The organism is Janibacter cremeus (assembly GCF_029395675.1).
Lineage (GTDB): Bacteria > Actinomycetota > Actinomycetes > Actinomycetales > Dermatophilaceae > Janibacter > Janibacter cremeus_A.
In genome coordinates, this window is sequence record NZ_CP115184.1 from 132780 (window position 1) to 149097 (window position 16318).

16 protein-coding genes are annotated in these 16318 nt (G+C 71.1%); 15 read left to right on the forward strand and 1 reads right to left on the reverse strand.

Annotated features, from left to right (window positions below; all coding sequences use genetic code 11):
* Window positions 1-15: 15 nt before the first annotated feature.
* From lysA to rho, 5 genes are all read left to right on the forward strand, one after another.
* Window positions 16-1482 (forward strand): diaminopimelate decarboxylase, encoded by a 1467-nt coding sequence (lysA, locus tag O9K63_RS00610; protein WP_277242347.1) that lies wholly within the window; start codon window positions 16-18, stop codon window positions 1480-1482.
* A complete protein-coding gene (locus tag O9K63_RS00615) occupies window positions 1479-2822 on the forward strand; it encodes a homoserine dehydrogenase (RefSeq protein ID WP_277239834.1) in 1344 nt (447 codons plus the stop codon). Before lysA ends, O9K63_RS00615 begins: the two co-directional genes overlap by 4 nt.
* A gap of 2 nt (window positions 2823-2824) precedes the next feature.
* Window positions 2825-3925 carry a threonine synthase gene (gene thrC / locus O9K63_RS00620; protein ID WP_277239836.1) on the forward strand — a complete coding sequence of 367 codons (1101 nt, stop codon included), beginning with the start codon at window positions 2825-2827 and terminating at the stop codon, window positions 3923-3925.
* 3 nt (window positions 3926-3928) lie between these two features.
* A complete protein-coding gene (gene thrB / locus O9K63_RS00625) occupies window positions 3929-4867 on the forward strand; it encodes a homoserine kinase (RefSeq protein ID WP_277239838.1) in 939 nt (312 codons plus the stop codon).
* Between the two features lie 459 nt (window positions 4868-5326).
* Window positions 5327-7441 carry a transcription termination factor Rho gene (rho, locus tag O9K63_RS00630; protein WP_431190339.1) on the forward strand — a complete coding sequence of 705 codons (2115 nt, stop codon included), beginning with the start codon at window positions 5327-5329 and terminating at the stop codon, window positions 7439-7441.
* 151 nt (window positions 7442-7592) lie between these two features.
* Here rho and O9K63_RS00635 read toward each other — a convergent pair whose 3' ends face one another.
* Window positions 7593-8159, reverse strand: coding sequence for a GNAT family N-acetyltransferase (locus O9K63_RS00635; RefSeq protein ID WP_277239840.1), 567 nt, complete (start codon window positions 8157-8159; stop codon window positions 7593-7595).
* 230 nt (window positions 8160-8389) lie between these two features.
* Between O9K63_RS00635 and rpmE the strand changes: the two genes are divergently transcribed.
* The 10 genes from rpmE (at window position 8390) to O9K63_RS00685 (ending at window position 16296) form a co-directional block, all read left to right on the forward strand.
* Entirely contained in the window at window positions 8390-8605 is a 216-nt protein-coding gene (gene rpmE / locus O9K63_RS00640) for a 50S ribosomal protein L31 (protein ID WP_277239842.1), read from the forward strand.
* Window positions 8606-8759: 154 nt separating this feature from the next.
* On the forward strand, window positions 8760-9845 hold the full coding sequence (gene prfA / locus O9K63_RS00645) for a peptide chain release factor 1 (RefSeq protein WP_277239844.1): 1086 nt from the start codon (window positions 8760-8762) through the stop codon (window positions 9843-9845).
* The gene (prmC, locus tag O9K63_RS00650; RefSeq protein ID WP_277239845.1) at window positions 9842-10738 is read left to right on the forward strand and encodes a peptide chain release factor N(5)-glutamine methyltransferase; all 897 of its coding nucleotides are present in this window, start codon (window positions 9842-9844) and stop codon (window positions 10736-10738) included. The genes prfA and prmC overlap by 4 nt, the downstream gene beginning before the upstream one ends.
* Window positions 10739-11012: 274 nt before the next feature.
* Window positions 11013-11813: an L-threonylcarbamoyladenylate synthase gene (locus tag O9K63_RS00655; RefSeq protein ID WP_277239847.1), complete on the forward strand. Its 801-nt coding sequence runs from the start codon at window positions 11013-11015 to the stop codon at window positions 11811-11813.
* Window positions 11803-13080, forward strand: coding sequence for a serine hydroxymethyltransferase (gene glyA / locus O9K63_RS00660; protein WP_277239849.1), 1278 nt, complete (start codon window positions 11803-11805; stop codon window positions 13078-13080). Before O9K63_RS00655 ends, glyA begins: the two co-directional genes overlap by 11 nt.
* A 34-nt stretch (window positions 13081-13114) precedes the next feature.
* Window positions 13115-14251 carry a glycosyltransferase family 4 protein gene (locus O9K63_RS00665; RefSeq protein ID WP_277239850.1) on the forward strand — a complete coding sequence of 379 codons (1137 nt, stop codon included), beginning with the start codon at window positions 13115-13117 and terminating at the stop codon, window positions 14249-14251.
* Window positions 14252-14359: 108 nt separating this feature from the next.
* Window positions 14360-14779, forward strand: a complete 420-nt coding sequence (locus tag O9K63_RS00670) for a hypothetical protein (protein WP_277239851.1) — start codon at window positions 14360-14362, stop codon at window positions 14777-14779.
* Window positions 14776-15147, forward strand: coding sequence for an AtpZ/AtpI family protein (locus O9K63_RS00675; protein WP_277239853.1), 372 nt, complete (start codon window positions 14776-14778; stop codon window positions 15145-15147). Before O9K63_RS00670 ends, O9K63_RS00675 begins: the two co-directional genes overlap by 4 nt.
* Window positions 15144-15980, forward strand: a complete 837-nt coding sequence (atpB, locus tag O9K63_RS00680; RefSeq protein ID WP_277239855.1) for a F0F1 ATP synthase subunit A — start codon at window positions 15144-15146, stop codon at window positions 15978-15980. Before O9K63_RS00675 ends, atpB begins: the two co-directional genes overlap by 4 nt.
* Window positions 15981-16092: 112 nt before the next feature.
* Window positions 16093-16296: an ATP synthase F0 subunit C gene (locus O9K63_RS00685; protein ID WP_185990291.1), complete on the forward strand. Its 204-nt coding sequence runs from the start codon at window positions 16093-16095 to the stop codon at window positions 16294-16296.
* Window positions 16297-16318: the final 22 nt, after the last annotated feature.

Here is a 16318-nt window from a genome sequence, read left to right on the forward strand (position 1 = left end):
GTCATGGCGACGAACATGAGGGCCCACGAGGCCGGCACCCTGCACGCCGACGGCTACGGCATCACGCCCAACTGGCTGCCCGAGCCGGAGGACCTGTCCGCGCTGATGCCGCAGCTGTGGGCGCGCAACACCGCCCGCGACGACAGCGGCGCGCTGACCGTGGCCGGGGTGCCGGTCACCGACATCGCCCGCGACTTCGGCACCGCCGCCTACGTCCTGGACGAGGACGACTTCCGCGAGCGCGCGCGTGCCTTCCGCGACGACTTCTCCGCCGGCTTCGAGTCGCTCGGCGGTGCCGACGTCTACTACGCGGGCAAGGCCTTCCTGTGCACGGCCGTCGCCCGCTGGATCATGGAGGAGGGGCTCTACCTCGACACCTGCACCGGTGGCGAGATGGCCGTCGCGCAGCGGGTCGGCTTCCCGCCCGAGCGCGTCGCCCTGCACGGCAACAACAAGTCGCGCGCCGAGCTGCGCCAGGCGCTCGAGTGGGGGGTCGGCCGCATCGTCGTCGACTCCTTCGCCGAGATCGACCGCATCGCCGAGATCGCGGCCGAGCTGGGCGTCGTCGCGCCGGTGATGGTCCGCGTGACCGTCGGCGTCGAGGCGCACACCCACGAGTTCATCGCCACCGCGCACGAGGACCAGAAGTTCGGCTTCTCCCTCGCCGGTGGGTTCGCCCGCGAGGCCGTCGACCGGATCGTGGCGAAGGGGGAGTCGCTGCACCTGCTCGGTCTGCACAGCCACATCGGCAGCCAGATCTTCGACACCTCCGGCTTCGAGATCGCCGCCCGCCGCCTCATCGAGCTGCACACCGAGATCGCCGACGAGCACGGCATCCACCTGGCGGAGCTGGACCTCGGCGGTGGGTACGGCATCGCCTACACCTCCGAGCACGACCCGCTGACGCCGCGGCAGCTCGGCGAGCAGATGGGCGGCCTCGTCGAGCGCGAGCTGAAGGCCTTCCTCGAGGACCACCCGCAGGCGGCCGCACCGCGGGTGTCCATCGAGCCGGGCCGCGCGATCGCCGGCCCGAGCGCCTTCACGCTCTACGAGATCGGCACGATCAAGGACGTCGAGGTCACCTCGGAGCTGACCCGCACCTACGTCAGCGTCGACGGCGGCATGAGCGACAACGTGCGCACCGCCCTCTACGGCGCGGACTACTCCTGCGCTCTCGCCTCGCGCACCTCGGAGGCGGAGCAGCGCCTGGTGCGCGTCGTCGGGCGACACTGCGAGAGCGGCGACATCGTCGTCATGGACGAGTACCTGCCCGAGGACATCACTGCCGGCGACCTCATCGCGGTGCCGGGCACCGGGGCGTACTGCCGGTCGTTGTCCAACCAGTACAACCACACCCCGCGGCCCCCGGTCATCGCCGTCCGCGACGGTGCCGCGCGAGTCATCGTCCGTCGCGAGACGATCGACGACCTGCTCGCGCTCGACGTCGACGACACCCCCATCCCGTCCCAGGAGGTCCGATGACCACGGCGGTTCCCCGGCCAGACCAGTCAGGCCCGTCCCAGCCCCTTCGCGTCGCCCTCCTCGGCGGTGGCACCGTCGGCGGCTCCGTCGCCCGGATGCTGCTCGAGCAGGCCGACGACCTCGAGCAGCGCATCGGGCGCCGCCTGGAGATCGTGGGCATCGCCGTGCGCCGGGCCGGGCGGGACCGCTCCGACCTGGGCGTCGACGCGAGCCTCTTCACCACCGACGCGGCGGAGCTGGTCACCCGGGCGGACATCGTCGTCGAGCTCATCGGCGGCATCGAGCCGGCCCGCGGGCTGATCCTGAGCGCGATGGAGCACGGCGCCTCGGTCGTCACCGCCAACAAGGCGCTCCTGGCCAAGGACGGTGCGAGCCTGCACACGGCCGCCAGCGAGCACGGCGTCGACCTGTACTACGAGGCATCGGTCGCCGGCGCGATCCCGATCCTGCGCCCGATCCGCGACTCCCTCGCGGGCGACTCCATCAACCGCATCATCGGCATCGTCAACGGCACGACCAACTTCGTCCTCGACGCGATGGACACCACCGGGGCCGGGCTCTTCGAGACCGTCGAGCGCGCCCAGGCCCTCGGGTACGCCGAGGCCGACCCGACCGCCGACGTCGAGGGCTTCGACGCCGCGGCCAAGGCCGCGATCCTCTCCTCGCTCGCGTTCCACTCGCGCGTGAGCACCGAGGACGTGCACCGCGAGGGCATCACCGGCGTCGGCGCCCGCGACATCCAGGCCGCGCAGGACATGGGGTGCACCGTCAAGCTCCTCGCGATCTGCGAGAAGGTCGAGACGCCCCACGGCACGGGCATCTCCGCCCGCGTGCACCCGGCGATGATCCCGCTGACCCACCCGCTGGCGTCGGTGCGCGAGGCCTACAACGCCGTCTTCGTCGAGGCCGAGGCCGCCGGCGACCTGATGTTCTACGGGCAGGGCGCCGGTGGGGACCCGACCGCCAGCGCCGTCCTCGGGGACATCGTCGCCGTCGCCCGCACCCGGGTCACCGGGGGCCGCGGGCCGGGCGCGAGCAGCTACGCCAACCTGCCCGTGCTGTCGATGGGCGAGGCGATCACCCGCTACCACGTCAGCCTCGACGTCGAGGACCGCTCCGGTGTACTCGCGGCCGTCGCCACGAAGTTCGCCGAGCACGACGTCTCGATCGAGACCGTGCGCCAGCAGGTCGTCACCGACGAGGAGGGCGCCCCGCGCGCCATGCTGATCATCGTCACCCACGCGGCCACCGATGCCGCGCTCTCCGCGACGGTCGACGGGCTGGCCCAGCTCGACGCCGTCAACGAGGTCACCTCCGTCATGCGTGTGGAAGGGAACTGACCATGGCCCACCAGTGGCGCGGCGTCATCACCGAGTACGCCGACCGGTTGCCGATGCTGGCGGGTGCGCCGGTCATCACCCTGCGCGAAGGGGGGACCCCCCTAATCCCGGCCGAGCACCTCTCCGAGCTGGTCGGCGCGCAGGTGCACGTCAAGTACGAGGGCCTCAACCCGACCGGCTCCTTCAAGGACCGCGGCATGACCGCGGCCATCTCGATGGCGGCGGCGAAGGGGGCCGAGGCCGTCATCTGCGCCTCCACCGGCAACACCTCCGCCTCGGCGGCGGCGTACGCCACCAAGGCCGGGATGACCTGCGCGGTCCTCGTGCCCGAGGGCAAGATCCCGATGGGGAAGCTCTCCCAGGCGATCGCGCACGGCGCGACGCTGCTGCAGGTCGACGGCAACTTCGACCACTGCCTCGAGGTCGCCCGCAAGCTCGCCGAGAGCTACCCGGTCGAGCTGGTCAACTCGGTCAACCCGGCGCGCATCGAGGGGCAGAAGACCGCGTCCTTCGAGGTCGTCGACGCACTCGGGGACGCCCCGGACATCCACTGCCTGCCCGTCGGCAACGCCGGCAACATCACTGCCTACTGGCGCGGGTACCGCGAGTACGCGAGCGCGACCGAGGGCGTCTCGGGCACGCTCGACGCCGTCGCCACCCGCACCCCGCAGATGTGGGGCTTCCAGGCCGCCGGGTCCGCGCCGATCGTGCTGGGGCACCCGGTCGACGAGCCCGACACCATCGCCACCGCGATCCGCATCGGCAACCCCGCCTCGTGGACGCAGGCCGAGCAGGCACGCGACGAGTCCGGTGGCTCGATCACCTCGGTGACCGACGAGGAGATCCTCCAGGCGCACCGCATCCTCTCCGCGCGGGAAGGGATCTTCGTCGAGCCCGCCTCCGCGGCCTCGGTCGCCGGTCTGCTCAAGGCGAGTGCCGCCGGGCAGGTGCCCGCGGACGCGACGATCGTGTGCACCGTGACCGGCCACGGCCTGAAGGACCCGCAGTGGGCCCTGAAGAACGCCGACGGCTCGGACGTCACCCCGGTGCGGGTGTCCGCAGACGCCTACGCGGTCGCCAGCGAGCTCGGTCTGCAGGGCTGAACCGTGGCCATCCCCGTCGGCACCGGCGTGACCCTGCGGGTGCCTGCGTCCAGTGCCAACCTCGGGCCCGGCTTCGACTGCGTCGGGCTGGCACTCGGCGTGTGGGACGAGGCGACGGTGACCGTGATCGACGGTCCCGGTCCGGTCATCGAGGTCACGGGGTCCGGAGCCGACGTGGTGCCGCGCGACGCGAGCCACCTCGTCCACCGCACGATGGTCACCGCCTGGGAGCACCTCGGGGTGGAGCCGCCCGCAGGGGTGCACCTGAGCTCGCGCAACGCCGTCCCGCACGGTCGGGGGCTCGGCTCCTCGGCGACGGCCATCGTCATGGGCGTCGCTGCGGCACAAGCACTCTCGTCCCTGGGATCGGGTGGTGACGGGCAGCTCGACCTGGACACCATCAACACCATCGCCTGCGCGCTCGAGGGCCACCCGGACAACGCCTCGGCCAGCGTCTTCGGCGGTGCGACGCTCTCGACCACCGAGGCCGGTGAGCCGCTCCCGTCGACGCGGACCGTCCCCCTTCGCCTCGACCCGCGGATCACCCCCGTGCTCCTCGTGCCGGACCAGCAGCTGAGCACGCACACCGCCCGCTCCGTCCTGCCCGACGTCGTGCCGCTGGCCACCGCTGCCGCCAACTCCGCGCGCGTCGGCCTGCTCGTGCACGCCCTGACCACGGACCCCGGGATGCTCACCGCCGGCACGACCGACCTGCTCCACCAGGAGTCGCGCCGACCGAGCTACGCCACGAGCATGGCGCTCGTCGACGCCCTGCGCGCCGAGGGTCTCGCCGCCACGATCTCCGGTGCCGGGCCGTCCGTGCTCGCCCTGACGACGAGGGACCGCGTCGACGAGGTCGGCGCCATCGCCGCCGCGCGCGAGACGAGCTGGCAGGTGCTCACACCCGGCGTCCCCGACCGTGGCGTCCACCTCGTCGACTGACTGCCGTCCTCCCGCGGCGTCCACCGCGTCGGCTGCCCGCCCCGTGCACGGGCGAGACCGGATTGACGGCTGTCTTCTGGACGCTTGTGCCCTACCTCATCTCGTGGGACGCGTCCCACCGCATGAGGTAGGGCACAAGCGAGCAGCAGCACTCAGGTGTGCCCCGTCCTCCGTGCCGGCCAGGAGGAGGGATGCGCCCGGATGCACGGCGACAGGTGGAAACGTGGGTCCGGGGTACCCGCGCAGCACCGGATGGCAGTGATACATTGGAACTGCTCCACCGAACCCCATGCATCGGCGAACCAGTCGAGGGCATGTGCGGACAGGAGCATTTCCCCTACGTGAGCGTCTGCGCCGATGGGTGTGACGCACGGTCGTGGGGTTCTCATCAGATATCCCGCCCTTGACGGGATTCATCAGGCCTGCCATGGGCAGGCGCGACGAGGGAAAGGGTCCTTCGTGACCGAAACCACCACCGGCGAGAACACCGCAACGGAGACGGCCGAGAAGCCGCGTCGTTCCGGGGCACTGAGCGCGATGCGCCTCGCCCAGCTGCAGCAGCTCGCGTCGAGCATGGGCATCTCCGGCACCGCCAAGATGCGCAAGAGCGACCTGATCGCCGCCATCCGCGAGCAGCAGTCCGGCTCGTCCGCACCGGCCGCCGCGCCGGCCCGGACGACGGAGAAGAAGACCGACGCGGCCCCGGCCGACAGGGCCCCCGCCGAGGCCGCCCCGCAGCAGGCTCCCGAGCGCTCCGAGCAGCCGAAGGAGCAGAAGCAGCCTTCGGCCGGCGACCAGTCCGGGAAGGACCGCTCCGGCAACCAGGAGTCGCGCTCCGACCAGGACTCGCGCTCCGAGCGCGGCGACCGTGAGCAGGACCGCGACCAGGACCGTGGCGGTCGTGGCCGTGGCACCGACCAGGGCGGCGGTCAGGACGACGGCAACCGCGACGGTGGCCGCAACCGCAACCGTGGCAACGACCAGAACGACGGTGGCAACCGCGAGGGTGGCCGCAACCGCAACCGTGGCAACGACCAGAACGACGGCAACCGCGACGGTGGCCGCAACGACGGCGGCAACCGCGACGGTGGCCGCAACGACGGCGGCAACCGCGGCAACGACCAGGACAGCGGGCGCAACCGCGGTAACGACGGCGGCAACCGCGACGGTGGCCGCAACGACGACGGCAACCGCAACCGCGGCAACGACCAGGGCGATGGTGGCCGCAACCAGGGCAACCGCAACCAGGGTGGCAACCGCCCCAACCAGGACGGCAACCGCAACAACCAGGACGACGACCGCGGCGGTCGCCGGCGCAACCGGAACCGCAACCGCAACAAGCGTCGTGGCGGCGGGCAGCCCGACGAGGTGGACCTGCAGATCCACGACGACGACGTGCTCGTACCCGTCGCGGGCATCCTCGACGTCCTGGACAACTACGCCTTCGTGCGCACCTCCGGGTACCTGCCCGGGCCGAACGACGTCTACGTCCCGCTGGGCATGGTCAAGCGCAACGGCCTGCGCAAGGGTGACGCGGTCACCGGCCAGGTCAAGGCCACCCGCGAGGGCGAGGAGCCGCAGATCACGGTCGGCGGCAAGGGCAACCGCGGCAAGTACAACCCGCTGGTCAAGCTCGAGACGGTCAACGGGCTCAGCACCGACGACGCGAAGCGCCGCGCCGCCTTCGGCAGCCTGACGCCGCTCTACCCGCAGGAGCGCCTGCGCCTGGAGACCGACTCCAACGTCCTGACCACCCGGATGATCGACCTCGTCGCTCCCATCGGCAAGGGCCAGCGCGGCCTCATCGTCGCCCCGGCGAAGGCCGGCAAGACGATGGTCATGCAGTCCGTGGCCAATGCGATCACGACGAACAACCCCGAGTGCCACCTCATGGTCGTCCTCGTCGACGAGCGTCCCGAGGAGGTCACCGACATGCAGCGCGCGGTCAAGGGCGAGGTCATCTCCTCGACCTTCGACCGGCCCGCCGACGACCACACCACGGTCGCCGAGCTGGCCATCGAGCGCGCCAAGCGTCTGGTCGAGATGGGGCACGACGTCGTCGTCCTGCTCGACTCGATCACCAAGCTCGGCCGCGCCTACAACCTCGCCGCCCCCGCGAGCGGACGCATCCTCTCCGGTGGTGTCGACTCCGCGGCGCTGTACCCGCCGAAGAAGTTCTTCGGTGCGGCCCGCAACATCGAGAACGGCGGCTCCCTGACGATCCTCGCCACCGCGCTGGTCGAGACCGGCTCGCGCATGGACGAGGTCATCTTCGAGGAGTTCAAGGGCACCGGCAACATGGAGCTCAAGCTCGACCGTGGCCTGGCCAACCGCCGCATCTTCCCCGCGGTCGACGTCAACGCCTCCGGCACCCGGCGCGAGGAGATCCTCCTCGCACCGGAGGAGCTGAGGATCATGTGGAAGCTGCGTCGCGTCCTCGCGGCCCTCGACACCCAGCAGGGCGTCGAGCTCCTCCTGGACCGGCTGCGCAAGACCAAGACGAACTACGAGTTCCTCACCCAGGTCGCGCAGACCAGCTCGGGCAAGCTCGGCGACGAGGACGACGCCGCGTAGGGCGATCCCACCCCCTGGGCGCACGTGGCCGCCACCCGGCAGGGTGGCGGCCACGGCCTGTGTCAGGTGGTCACTTGGTGCGACACGACGGCGGGCGTCGATGCCGCACGAGGTGACCACCTGATCAACACGTCCGGGGGCGAAGGGGGAGTCAGTCCGCCTCGTCGTCCGCGGACCGGTCCAGGTGCAGGCGCATCTCGGGGAAGCTGACGTCGGTGAAGCCGAAGCGCTCGTACATCGCCCGGCCCTCCTCGGTGGCGTTGAGCGAGATCACGCCGACGTCGGTCTCCTCGGTGAACCACTCGAGCAGTGCCTCGACCGTCGCCCGGGTGAAGCCGAGCCGCCGGTGCCGGGGGAAGGTCGCGACGTTGGAGATCCGGCCGCCGTCGTCCGAGCCGAAGGGGGAGGGCATCAGGGGGACGACCTGCCCCATCGCGCACGAGACGACGGTGCCGTTGGCCTCGGCCACGACGATGCACACCCTCGGGTCGGACAGGCGCAGCTGGATCCAGCGGGAGGCGTCCTGCTGCCAGCCGATGTCGAGGACCTCCTCGGAGGAGACTCCCATGGCCTCGAACATCAACGCGCGCAGGGCGATGATCGTCGCGATGTCACCCTGGACGGCCGGGCGGATCACCGAGCCCTCCACGGGGCCCGGGACCGGCTCCCTTCGGCGGTCCCGTCCGGGGCGTCGGGGGATGCGGGAGGAGCGAGCCATGTCCCCATCCTGCCGCACGTCCGGGCTCCTTTTCCGAGCCCGTCCGGGGTGGCGCCCGGCGCCCGGGAGGAACATCCACCCCCGCGCCGGTGTTTTGTCCGGTGTGCCGGGAATCTGGCACAATGCAACGTCGGTCCGGTTCACGACGAGCGGCACCAAGGCCGCAGCTGGACGGTCCCAACGAGGGGCACAGCGTCGACCCGGACACATCCAGACTCAAGGAGCACCACGTGCAGAAGGACATCCACCCCACGTACGAGGCGACCACCGTCACGTGCACCTGCGGCGCCACCTTCACCACCCGCAGCACCAAGGCCGACCACGAGATCCGCGCCGAGGTGTGCAGCAACTGCCACCCGTTCTACACCGGCAAGCAGAAGATCATGGACACCGGTGGCCGCGTGGCCCGCTTCCAGAAGCGTTACGGCCAGAAGGCCTCCCAGTAGCTCCCACGATGCGCCGGTCAGCCCGCTCGGGCTGGCCGGCGCATCTGTGTTTCCACCGGCCCACCCACCCCCTCGCAACTGCCTAGGCTCTTGCGAGAACCCGGCCCACCCCCTTCGCAACTGCCTAGGCTCTTGCGAGAACCCGGAGGTCCACGTGCTCGAGTCCGTCGAGGCCCTGCTCACCGAGCACGCCGAGCTGGAGGCCGCCCTGGCCGACCCCGCCGTCATCGGTGACCCGGACCGCCTGCGCGAGGTCAACCAGCGCTACGCCCGGCTGACCCCGATCGTCACCGCGCACCGCGCCCACGAGGAGGTCCTCGGCGACCTCGACGCCGCCCGTGAGCTCGCGGGGGAGGACCCCGCCTTCGCCGAGGAGATCCCGGCCCTGGAGCGCGCCGCGACCGAGGCCGAGGACCGGCTGCGCCGCCTGCTCATCCCGCGCGATCCCGACGACGACAACGACGTCATCCTCGAGATCAAGGCGGGCGAAGGGGGAGCGGAGTCGGCTCTCTTCGCCGGTGACCTGCTGCGCATGTACCTGCGGCACGCGGAGAAGCGCGGGTGGAGCACGCAGATCCTCGACGCGACCGAGTCCGACCTCGGCGGCTACAAGGACGTGCACGTGGCGGTCTCCGCCAAGGGCACGCCCGCGCCCGGAGAGGCGCCGTGGGCCCGGCTGAAGTACGAAGGGGGCGTCCACCGCGTCCAGCGCGTACCCGTTACCGAGAGCCAGGGCCGCATCCACACCTCCGCCGCGGGCGTGTGGGTCATGCCGGACATCGGGGAGATGGCCGAGGTCGACATCGGCCCGAACGACCTGAAGGTCGACGTCTACCGCTCCTCCGGCCCGGGCGGGCAGTCGGTCAACACCACCGACTCCGCCGTGCGGATCACCCACCTGCCGACCGGGACCGTCGTCTCCTGCCAGAACGAGAAGTCCCAGCTGCAGAACAAGGAGTCGGCGCTGCGCGTGCTGCGCGCCCGCCTGCACCAGATGGCGGTGGACGAGGCCGCGGCCGAGGCCGCCGAGACCCGCGCCTCGCAGGTGCGTACCGTCGACCGGTCCGAGCGCATCCGCACCTACAACTTCCCCGAGAACCGGATCAGCGACCACCGCACCGGCTACAAGGCCCACCAGCTCGACTCCGTGCTCGACGGCGACCTCGACGCGGTCATCGACTCCGCGGTCGAGGCCGATGAGGCCGCGCGCCTGGCCGCGCTCTCCGGGGGCGAGGGGTGACCTCCCTCCGGGCGGAGGTGGACCAGGCGGTCCTCGTCCTCACCGGGGCGGACGTGCCCTCGCCCCGGGCGGACGCGATGCTGCTGGCCGCCCACGCCATCGGGGCCGACCGCTCCGAGATCGAGCGCCGCATGGTCCTCGGCGGCGGGGTCGAGCCGGACCAGCGCAGGCGCCTGCGCGCACTCGTGGCCGAGCGGGCCGCCCGGGTGCCCCTGCAGCACCTCACTGGCACCGCCCCCTTCCGCCGTCTGGAGCTGCAGGTCGGGCCGGGGGTCTTCGTCCCCCGCCCCGAGACCGAGGCCGTCGTCGACCTCGCCCTCCACGGGCTGATCGGGCCGGGCGGTCCGGCCGGGAGCGACGCACCGACCGTCGTGGACCTGTGCACCGGCTCGGGGGCGCTCGCGCTCGCCGTCGCCGACGAGGTCCCCGGGGCGCACGTGACCGCCGTCGAGGTCAGCGACCTCGCGCTGGCGTGGGCGGCGCGCAACATCGAGGTCACCGGCCTGGCCGTCGACCTGGTCGCCGCCGATGCCACCGCACCGGCCGCCGGCGTGCCGGATCTGGCCGGGCTCGTCGGCCGCGTCGACGTCGTCGTGAGCAACCCGCCCTACATCCCCGTCGGGATGGTCCCGCTCGAGCCCGAGGTCGCCGAGCACGACCCCAGGGTCGCCCTGTACGGCGGGAGCGAGGACGGCCTGGCGATCCCGCTCGCGGTGGCCGCCACCGCCGCGACCCTGCTGCGTCCCGGTGGCCTGCTCGTGATGGAGCACGCCGACTCCCAGGGCCAGAGCCTGCCCCGCGCGCTCGCCGCGACGGGGGAGTGGCTCGACGTCGTCGACCACCCCGACCTCTCCGGCCGCCCCCGTGCGACCGTCGCCCGCCGCGCTCCCTGACACCGACGAGCGCGGACACGACGAAGGGGGTCCGGCACCAGGTGCCGGACCCCCTTCGTCGGTGTCGAGGACGTCAGAGGATGAACATCAGCAAAGCGATGATCAGCAAAACTCCCACGATCGTCCAGATGAGGCTCGAACCACGCATGTGTTCCTCCTTCGTTCACGGCACCTTGCCTAACGAGCATCAATCTACCCACGACGCCAGCCGCCATGCGCCAACGGACACGAGGCAAATCCGGCGTGTCCCCCCGCGGGTCATAAGGTGGAGGGCATGAGTCCCGTCGTCGATGCCACCACCGACCGCGACGCGAGCATCGAGGCCTGCGTCGACGCGGTCCGCCGCGGTGAGGTCGTGGTCATCCCCACCGACACCGTCTACGGGATCGGGGCCGACGCCTTCGACCCGGCCGCCGTCGCCGACGTCCTCGCGGCGAAGGGGAGGGGCCGCGAGATGCCCCCACCGGTCCTCGTGCCCGACACCCGCACCATCGACGGGCTCGCCCGTGACGTCCCGGAGCAGGCCCGCCGCCTCGTCGACGCGCTGTGGCCCGGCCCGCTGACCATCGTGCTGTGGGCCCAGCCCTCCCTCCGCTGGGACCTCGGCGAGACCGGCGGCACGGTCGCGCTGCGCATGCCCGACGACGAGGTCGCCCTGGCCGTCCTGCGCGAGACCGGCCCGCTCGCGGTGACCAGCGCCAACCGCACCGGCGAGCCGGCCGCGACCTCCGTCACCGACGCCGCCGTCCAGCTCGGCCCGAGCGTCGCCGTCTACGTCGACGGCGGCCCGCGCGCCACCGTCGAGCCGTCGACGATCATCGACTGCACCGGGGAGTACCCCCAGGTGCTGCGCCAGGGCGCGATCGAGCGCGCCCGACTCGAGGAGGTCCTCGGCGCCGACTTCGACACGGCGCCGGCCGCCCCCTTCGCCCCCGACGAGGAGCCGGCCGGGTCCGCCGACGCGGCCGACGGCGAAGAGTGGAACAATCCCCACCGTGCAGACCCGGCCGAGCCGACCGGGAGCGAGACCCCCACCCACACGTCCACCGACACGGAGGCCAGCGATGACCGATGACACCTTCTACGGATCCGACTTCGGTGCGCTGCGCGCCTTCGACCCCGAGATCGCCGGCGTGCTCACCAGCGAGCTCGAGCGGATCCGTGGCGGACTGCAGCTCATCGCGAGCGAGAACATCTCCTCCCCGGAGGTGCTCACCTCCCTCGGCTCGACGCTGAGCAACAAGTACGCCGAGGGTTACCCGGGCCGCCGCTACTACGGGGGCTGCTCCGAGGTCGACAAGGCCGAGGTGCTGGCGATCGAGCGCTGCAAGAGCCTGCTCGGCGCCGACCACGCCAACGTCCAGGCCCACTCCGGCGCCAGCGCCAACCAGGCCGTCTACGGCGCCTTCCTCGCTCCGGGCGAGAAGATCCTGGCGATGTCGCTGCCGCACGGCGGGCACCTGACCCACGGCACCAAGGTCTCCTTCTCCGGCAAGTGGTTCGACGCCGTCCACTACGGCGTGCACCCCGAGACCGAGGACGTCGACTACGACGAGATGGAGCGCCTGGCCAAGGAGCACCGCCCCAAGGTCATCTGCTCGGGCGGCTCGGCGATCCCGCGCCTTATCGACTTCGAGCGCATCCGCGCGATCTGCGACGAGGTCGGCGCGATCATGTGGGTCGACGCGGCGCACTTCATCGGTCTCGTCGCCGGCCAGGCCATCCCGAGCCCGGTGCCCTACGCCGACGTCGTCACCTTCACCACGCACAAGGTGCTGCGCGGGCCGCGCTCCGGTGCGCTGGTGTGCAAGGAGGAGCACGCCAAGGCGCTCGACAAGGCGATCTTCCCGATGATGCAGGGCGGCCCGCAGATGCACACGATCGCGGCCAAGGCGGTCAACTTCAAGGAGTGCGCCACCCCCGCGTACCAGGAGTACGCGAAGTCCGTCATCGAGAACGCCAAGGTCCTCGCCGACGAGCTCGGTCAGCGCGGCATCCGCCCGACGACCGGCGGCACGGACACCCACCTCGCGCTGCTGGACCTGCAGGGCGTGGAGGTCACCGGCAAGGACGCCGAGGCGCGGTGCGACGCGGCCGGCATCACGCTGAACAAGAACGCCATCCCCAACGACCCGCAGAAGCCCTCGATCGCCTCCGGCGTCCGCGTCGGCACGCCGTGCGTGACCACGCAGGGGATGGGCACGGACCAGATGGTCACCATCGCCGAGCTGATCCACACGGCCGTGACGAAGGGGGACGCCGACCCCGAGCACGAGGTCTCCCGTGAGGTGCGCGGCACCGTCACCGACCTCGTGACGCAGTTCCCGGCCTACCCCCGCTGATCCGCCCGGTCCACGGCGCAGGCGGAGGCAGCAGGTGAGGGAGTACGTCTTCGTCTTCCTCGTCGCGCTGGCGACGACCTACGTCCTCGTCCCGCTGATGCGCACGCTGGCCGTGCGCGTCGGTGCCTTCACCGAGGTGCGGGAGCGCGACGTCAACGTCGTGCCGATCCCGCGGCTCGGCGGTGTGGCGATGTTCCTGGGGTACGCCGCGGCGACGCTCGTCGCATGGCGGATGCCCTTCCTCAGCCAGGTCTTCGAGTCCGCCGAGCTCATCGGCGTCCTCGTCGGCGCGGGCGTCGTCTGCCTCCTCGGGGCGATCGACGACGTGCGCGAGCTCGATGCGCTGACCAAGCTCGGCGGGCAGCTCCTCGCGGCGGCGATCATCGCCTTCGCGGGCGTTCAGTTCTTCTCGCTGCCGCTCGGGGTGGTCACGGTCCTGCCGGCGCCGCTGCTGGTGATCCTGACGATCTTCGTCGTGGTGCTGTGCATCAACGCGGTGAACTTCATCGACGGCCTCGACGGGCTCGCCGCCGGGATCGTCGCCATCGCGGCGGTCGCCTTCTTCCTCTACAGCTACGGCATCACCGCCAACATCAGCCCGCCCAACGTCTTCTCCTCGGCGACCTTCGTCGCGGCGGCCCTGGCCGGCAGCTGCATGGGCTTCCTGCCGCACAACATCTATCCGGCGAAGCTGTTCATGGGGGACTCCGGGGCGCTGACCCTGGGACTGCTCTTCGCGGCGGCGACGATCCTCAACGTCGGCCACATCGCGCCGGCGGACGTCAGCGCCAACCGGGTGGCGTCGACGATCCTGCCGCTGCTCATCCCCATCTCGATCATCCTGCTGCCGCTGCTCGACGTGCTGTGGGCGGTGGTGCGGCGCACCGCACGGGGCCAGCGGCCGTGGCACCCGGACAGCCAGCACCTGCACCACCGGATGCTGCAGATCGGCCACGGGCACCGGCGCGCGGTGCTGCTGCTGTGGCTGTGGGCGCTCGTCCTCGCGATGGGTGCCGTCAGCTTCGTCTTCCTGCCGCCGACTGCGGCCGCTGCCGGGGGAGCGGTGATGATTCTCGTCGCAGCCGGTCTGACGGCGTGGCTGCCGCGCTTCTCCCGGCCCGGCCACCGACCCAAGAGATTCGACGAGGAAGGTCATCGCCTCGATGCGTGAGCGACCGATTGGGCGGCTCCCGGGCGCTTGTGTAAACTTTCACAAGCGCCTCCAGTACCCTTGGTACGACCCCGCAGACAACCCCCGCTCCCGTCCAGAAGTGAGCCGATGACGACGCCTCCCCGCCGCACTCCCGTGCAGGGCATGCGCCGTGGCGTCCTCGTCTCGGGCATGGTCGGGACCCTCGTCCTCACGATCGTGGGAGCCATGGCGAAGGGGGCCGACGGCGCCCTGAGCGCACTGGCCGGGTCGCTGCTCGCCTTCGTCGTCATCCTCGTCGGCCTGCTGGCGATCACGGTCATCGTCGCCGGTGACCCGGCGGTCTCGATGGCCGGCGCCGGTGTCGTCTACCTGGGCCAGCTCATCCTCCTCGTCGGCGCCCTGCTGGTGCTGCACGGTGCCAGCTGGCTCGAGGGTGACATCACCGCCTTCTCCGCGGTCGTCGCCACCGTGGTGCTGCAGGCGGGACAGGTGATCGGCTACGTCCGCTCGCGCCACGTGCTCTACCCGCAGGCGGGTCGCGCATGAGTGCCGCACCCGGCCGCGCCAGCCGACCCGACGCGCCGCGCCTGGTGACCAAGAAGCTCGCCGACCCGTCGGCCACCTCCCGCTACGAGGTCGACCCCACCCGCCCGAACCCGATCGTCGCGGCGGACGCCATGGGCTCGACCGTGCTCGCACACCTGATCACCGGACCGGTCCTCTTCGGGGGACTGGGCTGGCTGCTGGACCGCTGGCTGGGTGTCACCGTCTTCGTGGCCGTCGGCATCATCCTCGGGATGGGCCTGTCGCTCTACATCATCTGGCTCCGATACGGTACGTCCCAGGCACCCACGACCGACCACCCTGATGGGTCGACGCGCGCTGCCGCGCCACACAACGAGGAGATTCAGTGACCTTGACTGCGCTCGCGCCCACGCTGGCGGCCGCCGGAGGCGGGGAGAGCTACCAGCCCCCCACCCCGGAGATCTTCTGGCAACCCCTCTTCGAGGTGGGTGGCCTGACCATCACCAACCAGATGGCCTGGGCCGCGATCATCACCGCGGTGCTCTCCTTCGCCATGATCGCGCTGAGCAAGCGTGCGGCGGTCCTGCCGAGCAAGGGCCAGTGGCTCTTCGAGGGCTTCTACAACTTCCCGCGCAACTCCATCGCGCGCGACATGATCGGCACCAAGGAGTTCCGCCGGTTCGTGCCGCTGCTCTTCACGCTGTTCACGATGGTGCTGTTCTACAACCTCGCCGGGTCCTTCTTCCTGACGATGAACCCCGTCAGCGGCAAGGTCGCCTTCCCGATCGCCCTGACGCTCGTCGTCTACGTGGTCTACCACTGGGTCGGCATCCAGCGGATGGGGCTCGGTGGCTACTTCAAGCACATGATCCCGCCGGGGCTGCCCGGGTGGATCGTGCCCTTCGTCTTCCTCCTCGAGCTCGTGACCTACCTGATCACGCGACCGCTGACGCTGGCCCTGCGACTCTTCGGCAACATGTTCGCCGGCCACATGGTCATCTACCTGTTCGTCACCGGCGCCTTCTTCTTCCTGCTGCATGGCGACGGGGTGCTCCTGCGCCTGCTGTCGCTGCCGACCTTCGCGATGGCCGGTGTCATGGTCCTCTTCGAGATCCTGGTCCAGTTCCTCCAGGCCTTCGTCTTCGCCCTCCTGGCGGCCAGCTACATCGCCGGCGCCGTCGCCGAGGAGCACATCCCCGACGACGTCGCCGGGGCGCACTGAGCCGCGGCCCACGCACCGCAGACCCACAACTTCATAGCCCGCACGTACAACCAGACTTCCCCGCGAGATGCCCTCGCGGTGGATCAGAAGAAACACGAAAGAGGAATCACACATGGACGGCTCCCTCAACCTCATCGGTTACGGCCTCTCCGCCATCGGTCCGGCCATCGCCGTCGGGCTGATCTTCGCCGCGTACATCAACGGTGTTGCCCGTCAGCCCGAGTCGCGCAACCTGCTGCAGCCGATCGCCATCCTCGGCTTCGCCCTCGCCGAGGCGCTCGCCATCTTCGGTCTGGTGCTCGCCTTCGTCCTCTGATTCGCCGGTAACGGCATCAGTC

Coding starts and splice junctions, on each gene's coding strand:
- glyA (WP_277239849.1), top strand. CDS start 11,803: ATGACCGATGACACCTTCTACGGATCCGACTTCGGTGCGCTGCGCGCC.
- O9K63_RS00615 (WP_277239834.1), top strand. CDS start 1,479: ATGACCACGGCGGTTCCCCGGCCAGACCAGTCAGGCCCGTCCCAGCCC.
- lysA (WP_277242347.1), top strand. CDS start 16: ATGAGGGCCCACGAGGCCGGCACCCTGCACGCCGACGGCTACGGCATC.
- O9K63_RS00635 (WP_277239840.1), bottom strand. CDS start 8,159: ATGGCTCGCTCCTCCCGCATCCCCCGACGCCCCGGACGGGACCGCCGA.
- O9K63_RS00685 (WP_185990291.1), top strand. CDS start 16,093: ATGGACGGCTCCCTCAACCTCATCGGTTACGGCCTCTCCGCCATCGGT.
- O9K63_RS00675 (WP_277239853.1), top strand. CDS start 14,776: ATGAGTGCCGCACCCGGCCGCGCCAGCCGACCCGACGCGCCGCGCCTG.
- O9K63_RS00670 (WP_277239851.1), top strand. CDS start 14,360: ATGACGACGCCTCCCCGCCGCACTCCCGTGCAGGGCATGCGCCGTGGC.
- thrC (WP_277239836.1), top strand. CDS start 2,825: ATGGCCCACCAGTGGCGCGGCGTCATCACCGAGTACGCCGACCGGTTG.
- O9K63_RS00655 (WP_277239847.1), top strand. CDS start 11,013: ATGAGTCCCGTCGTCGATGCCACCACCGACCGCGACGCGAGCATCGAG.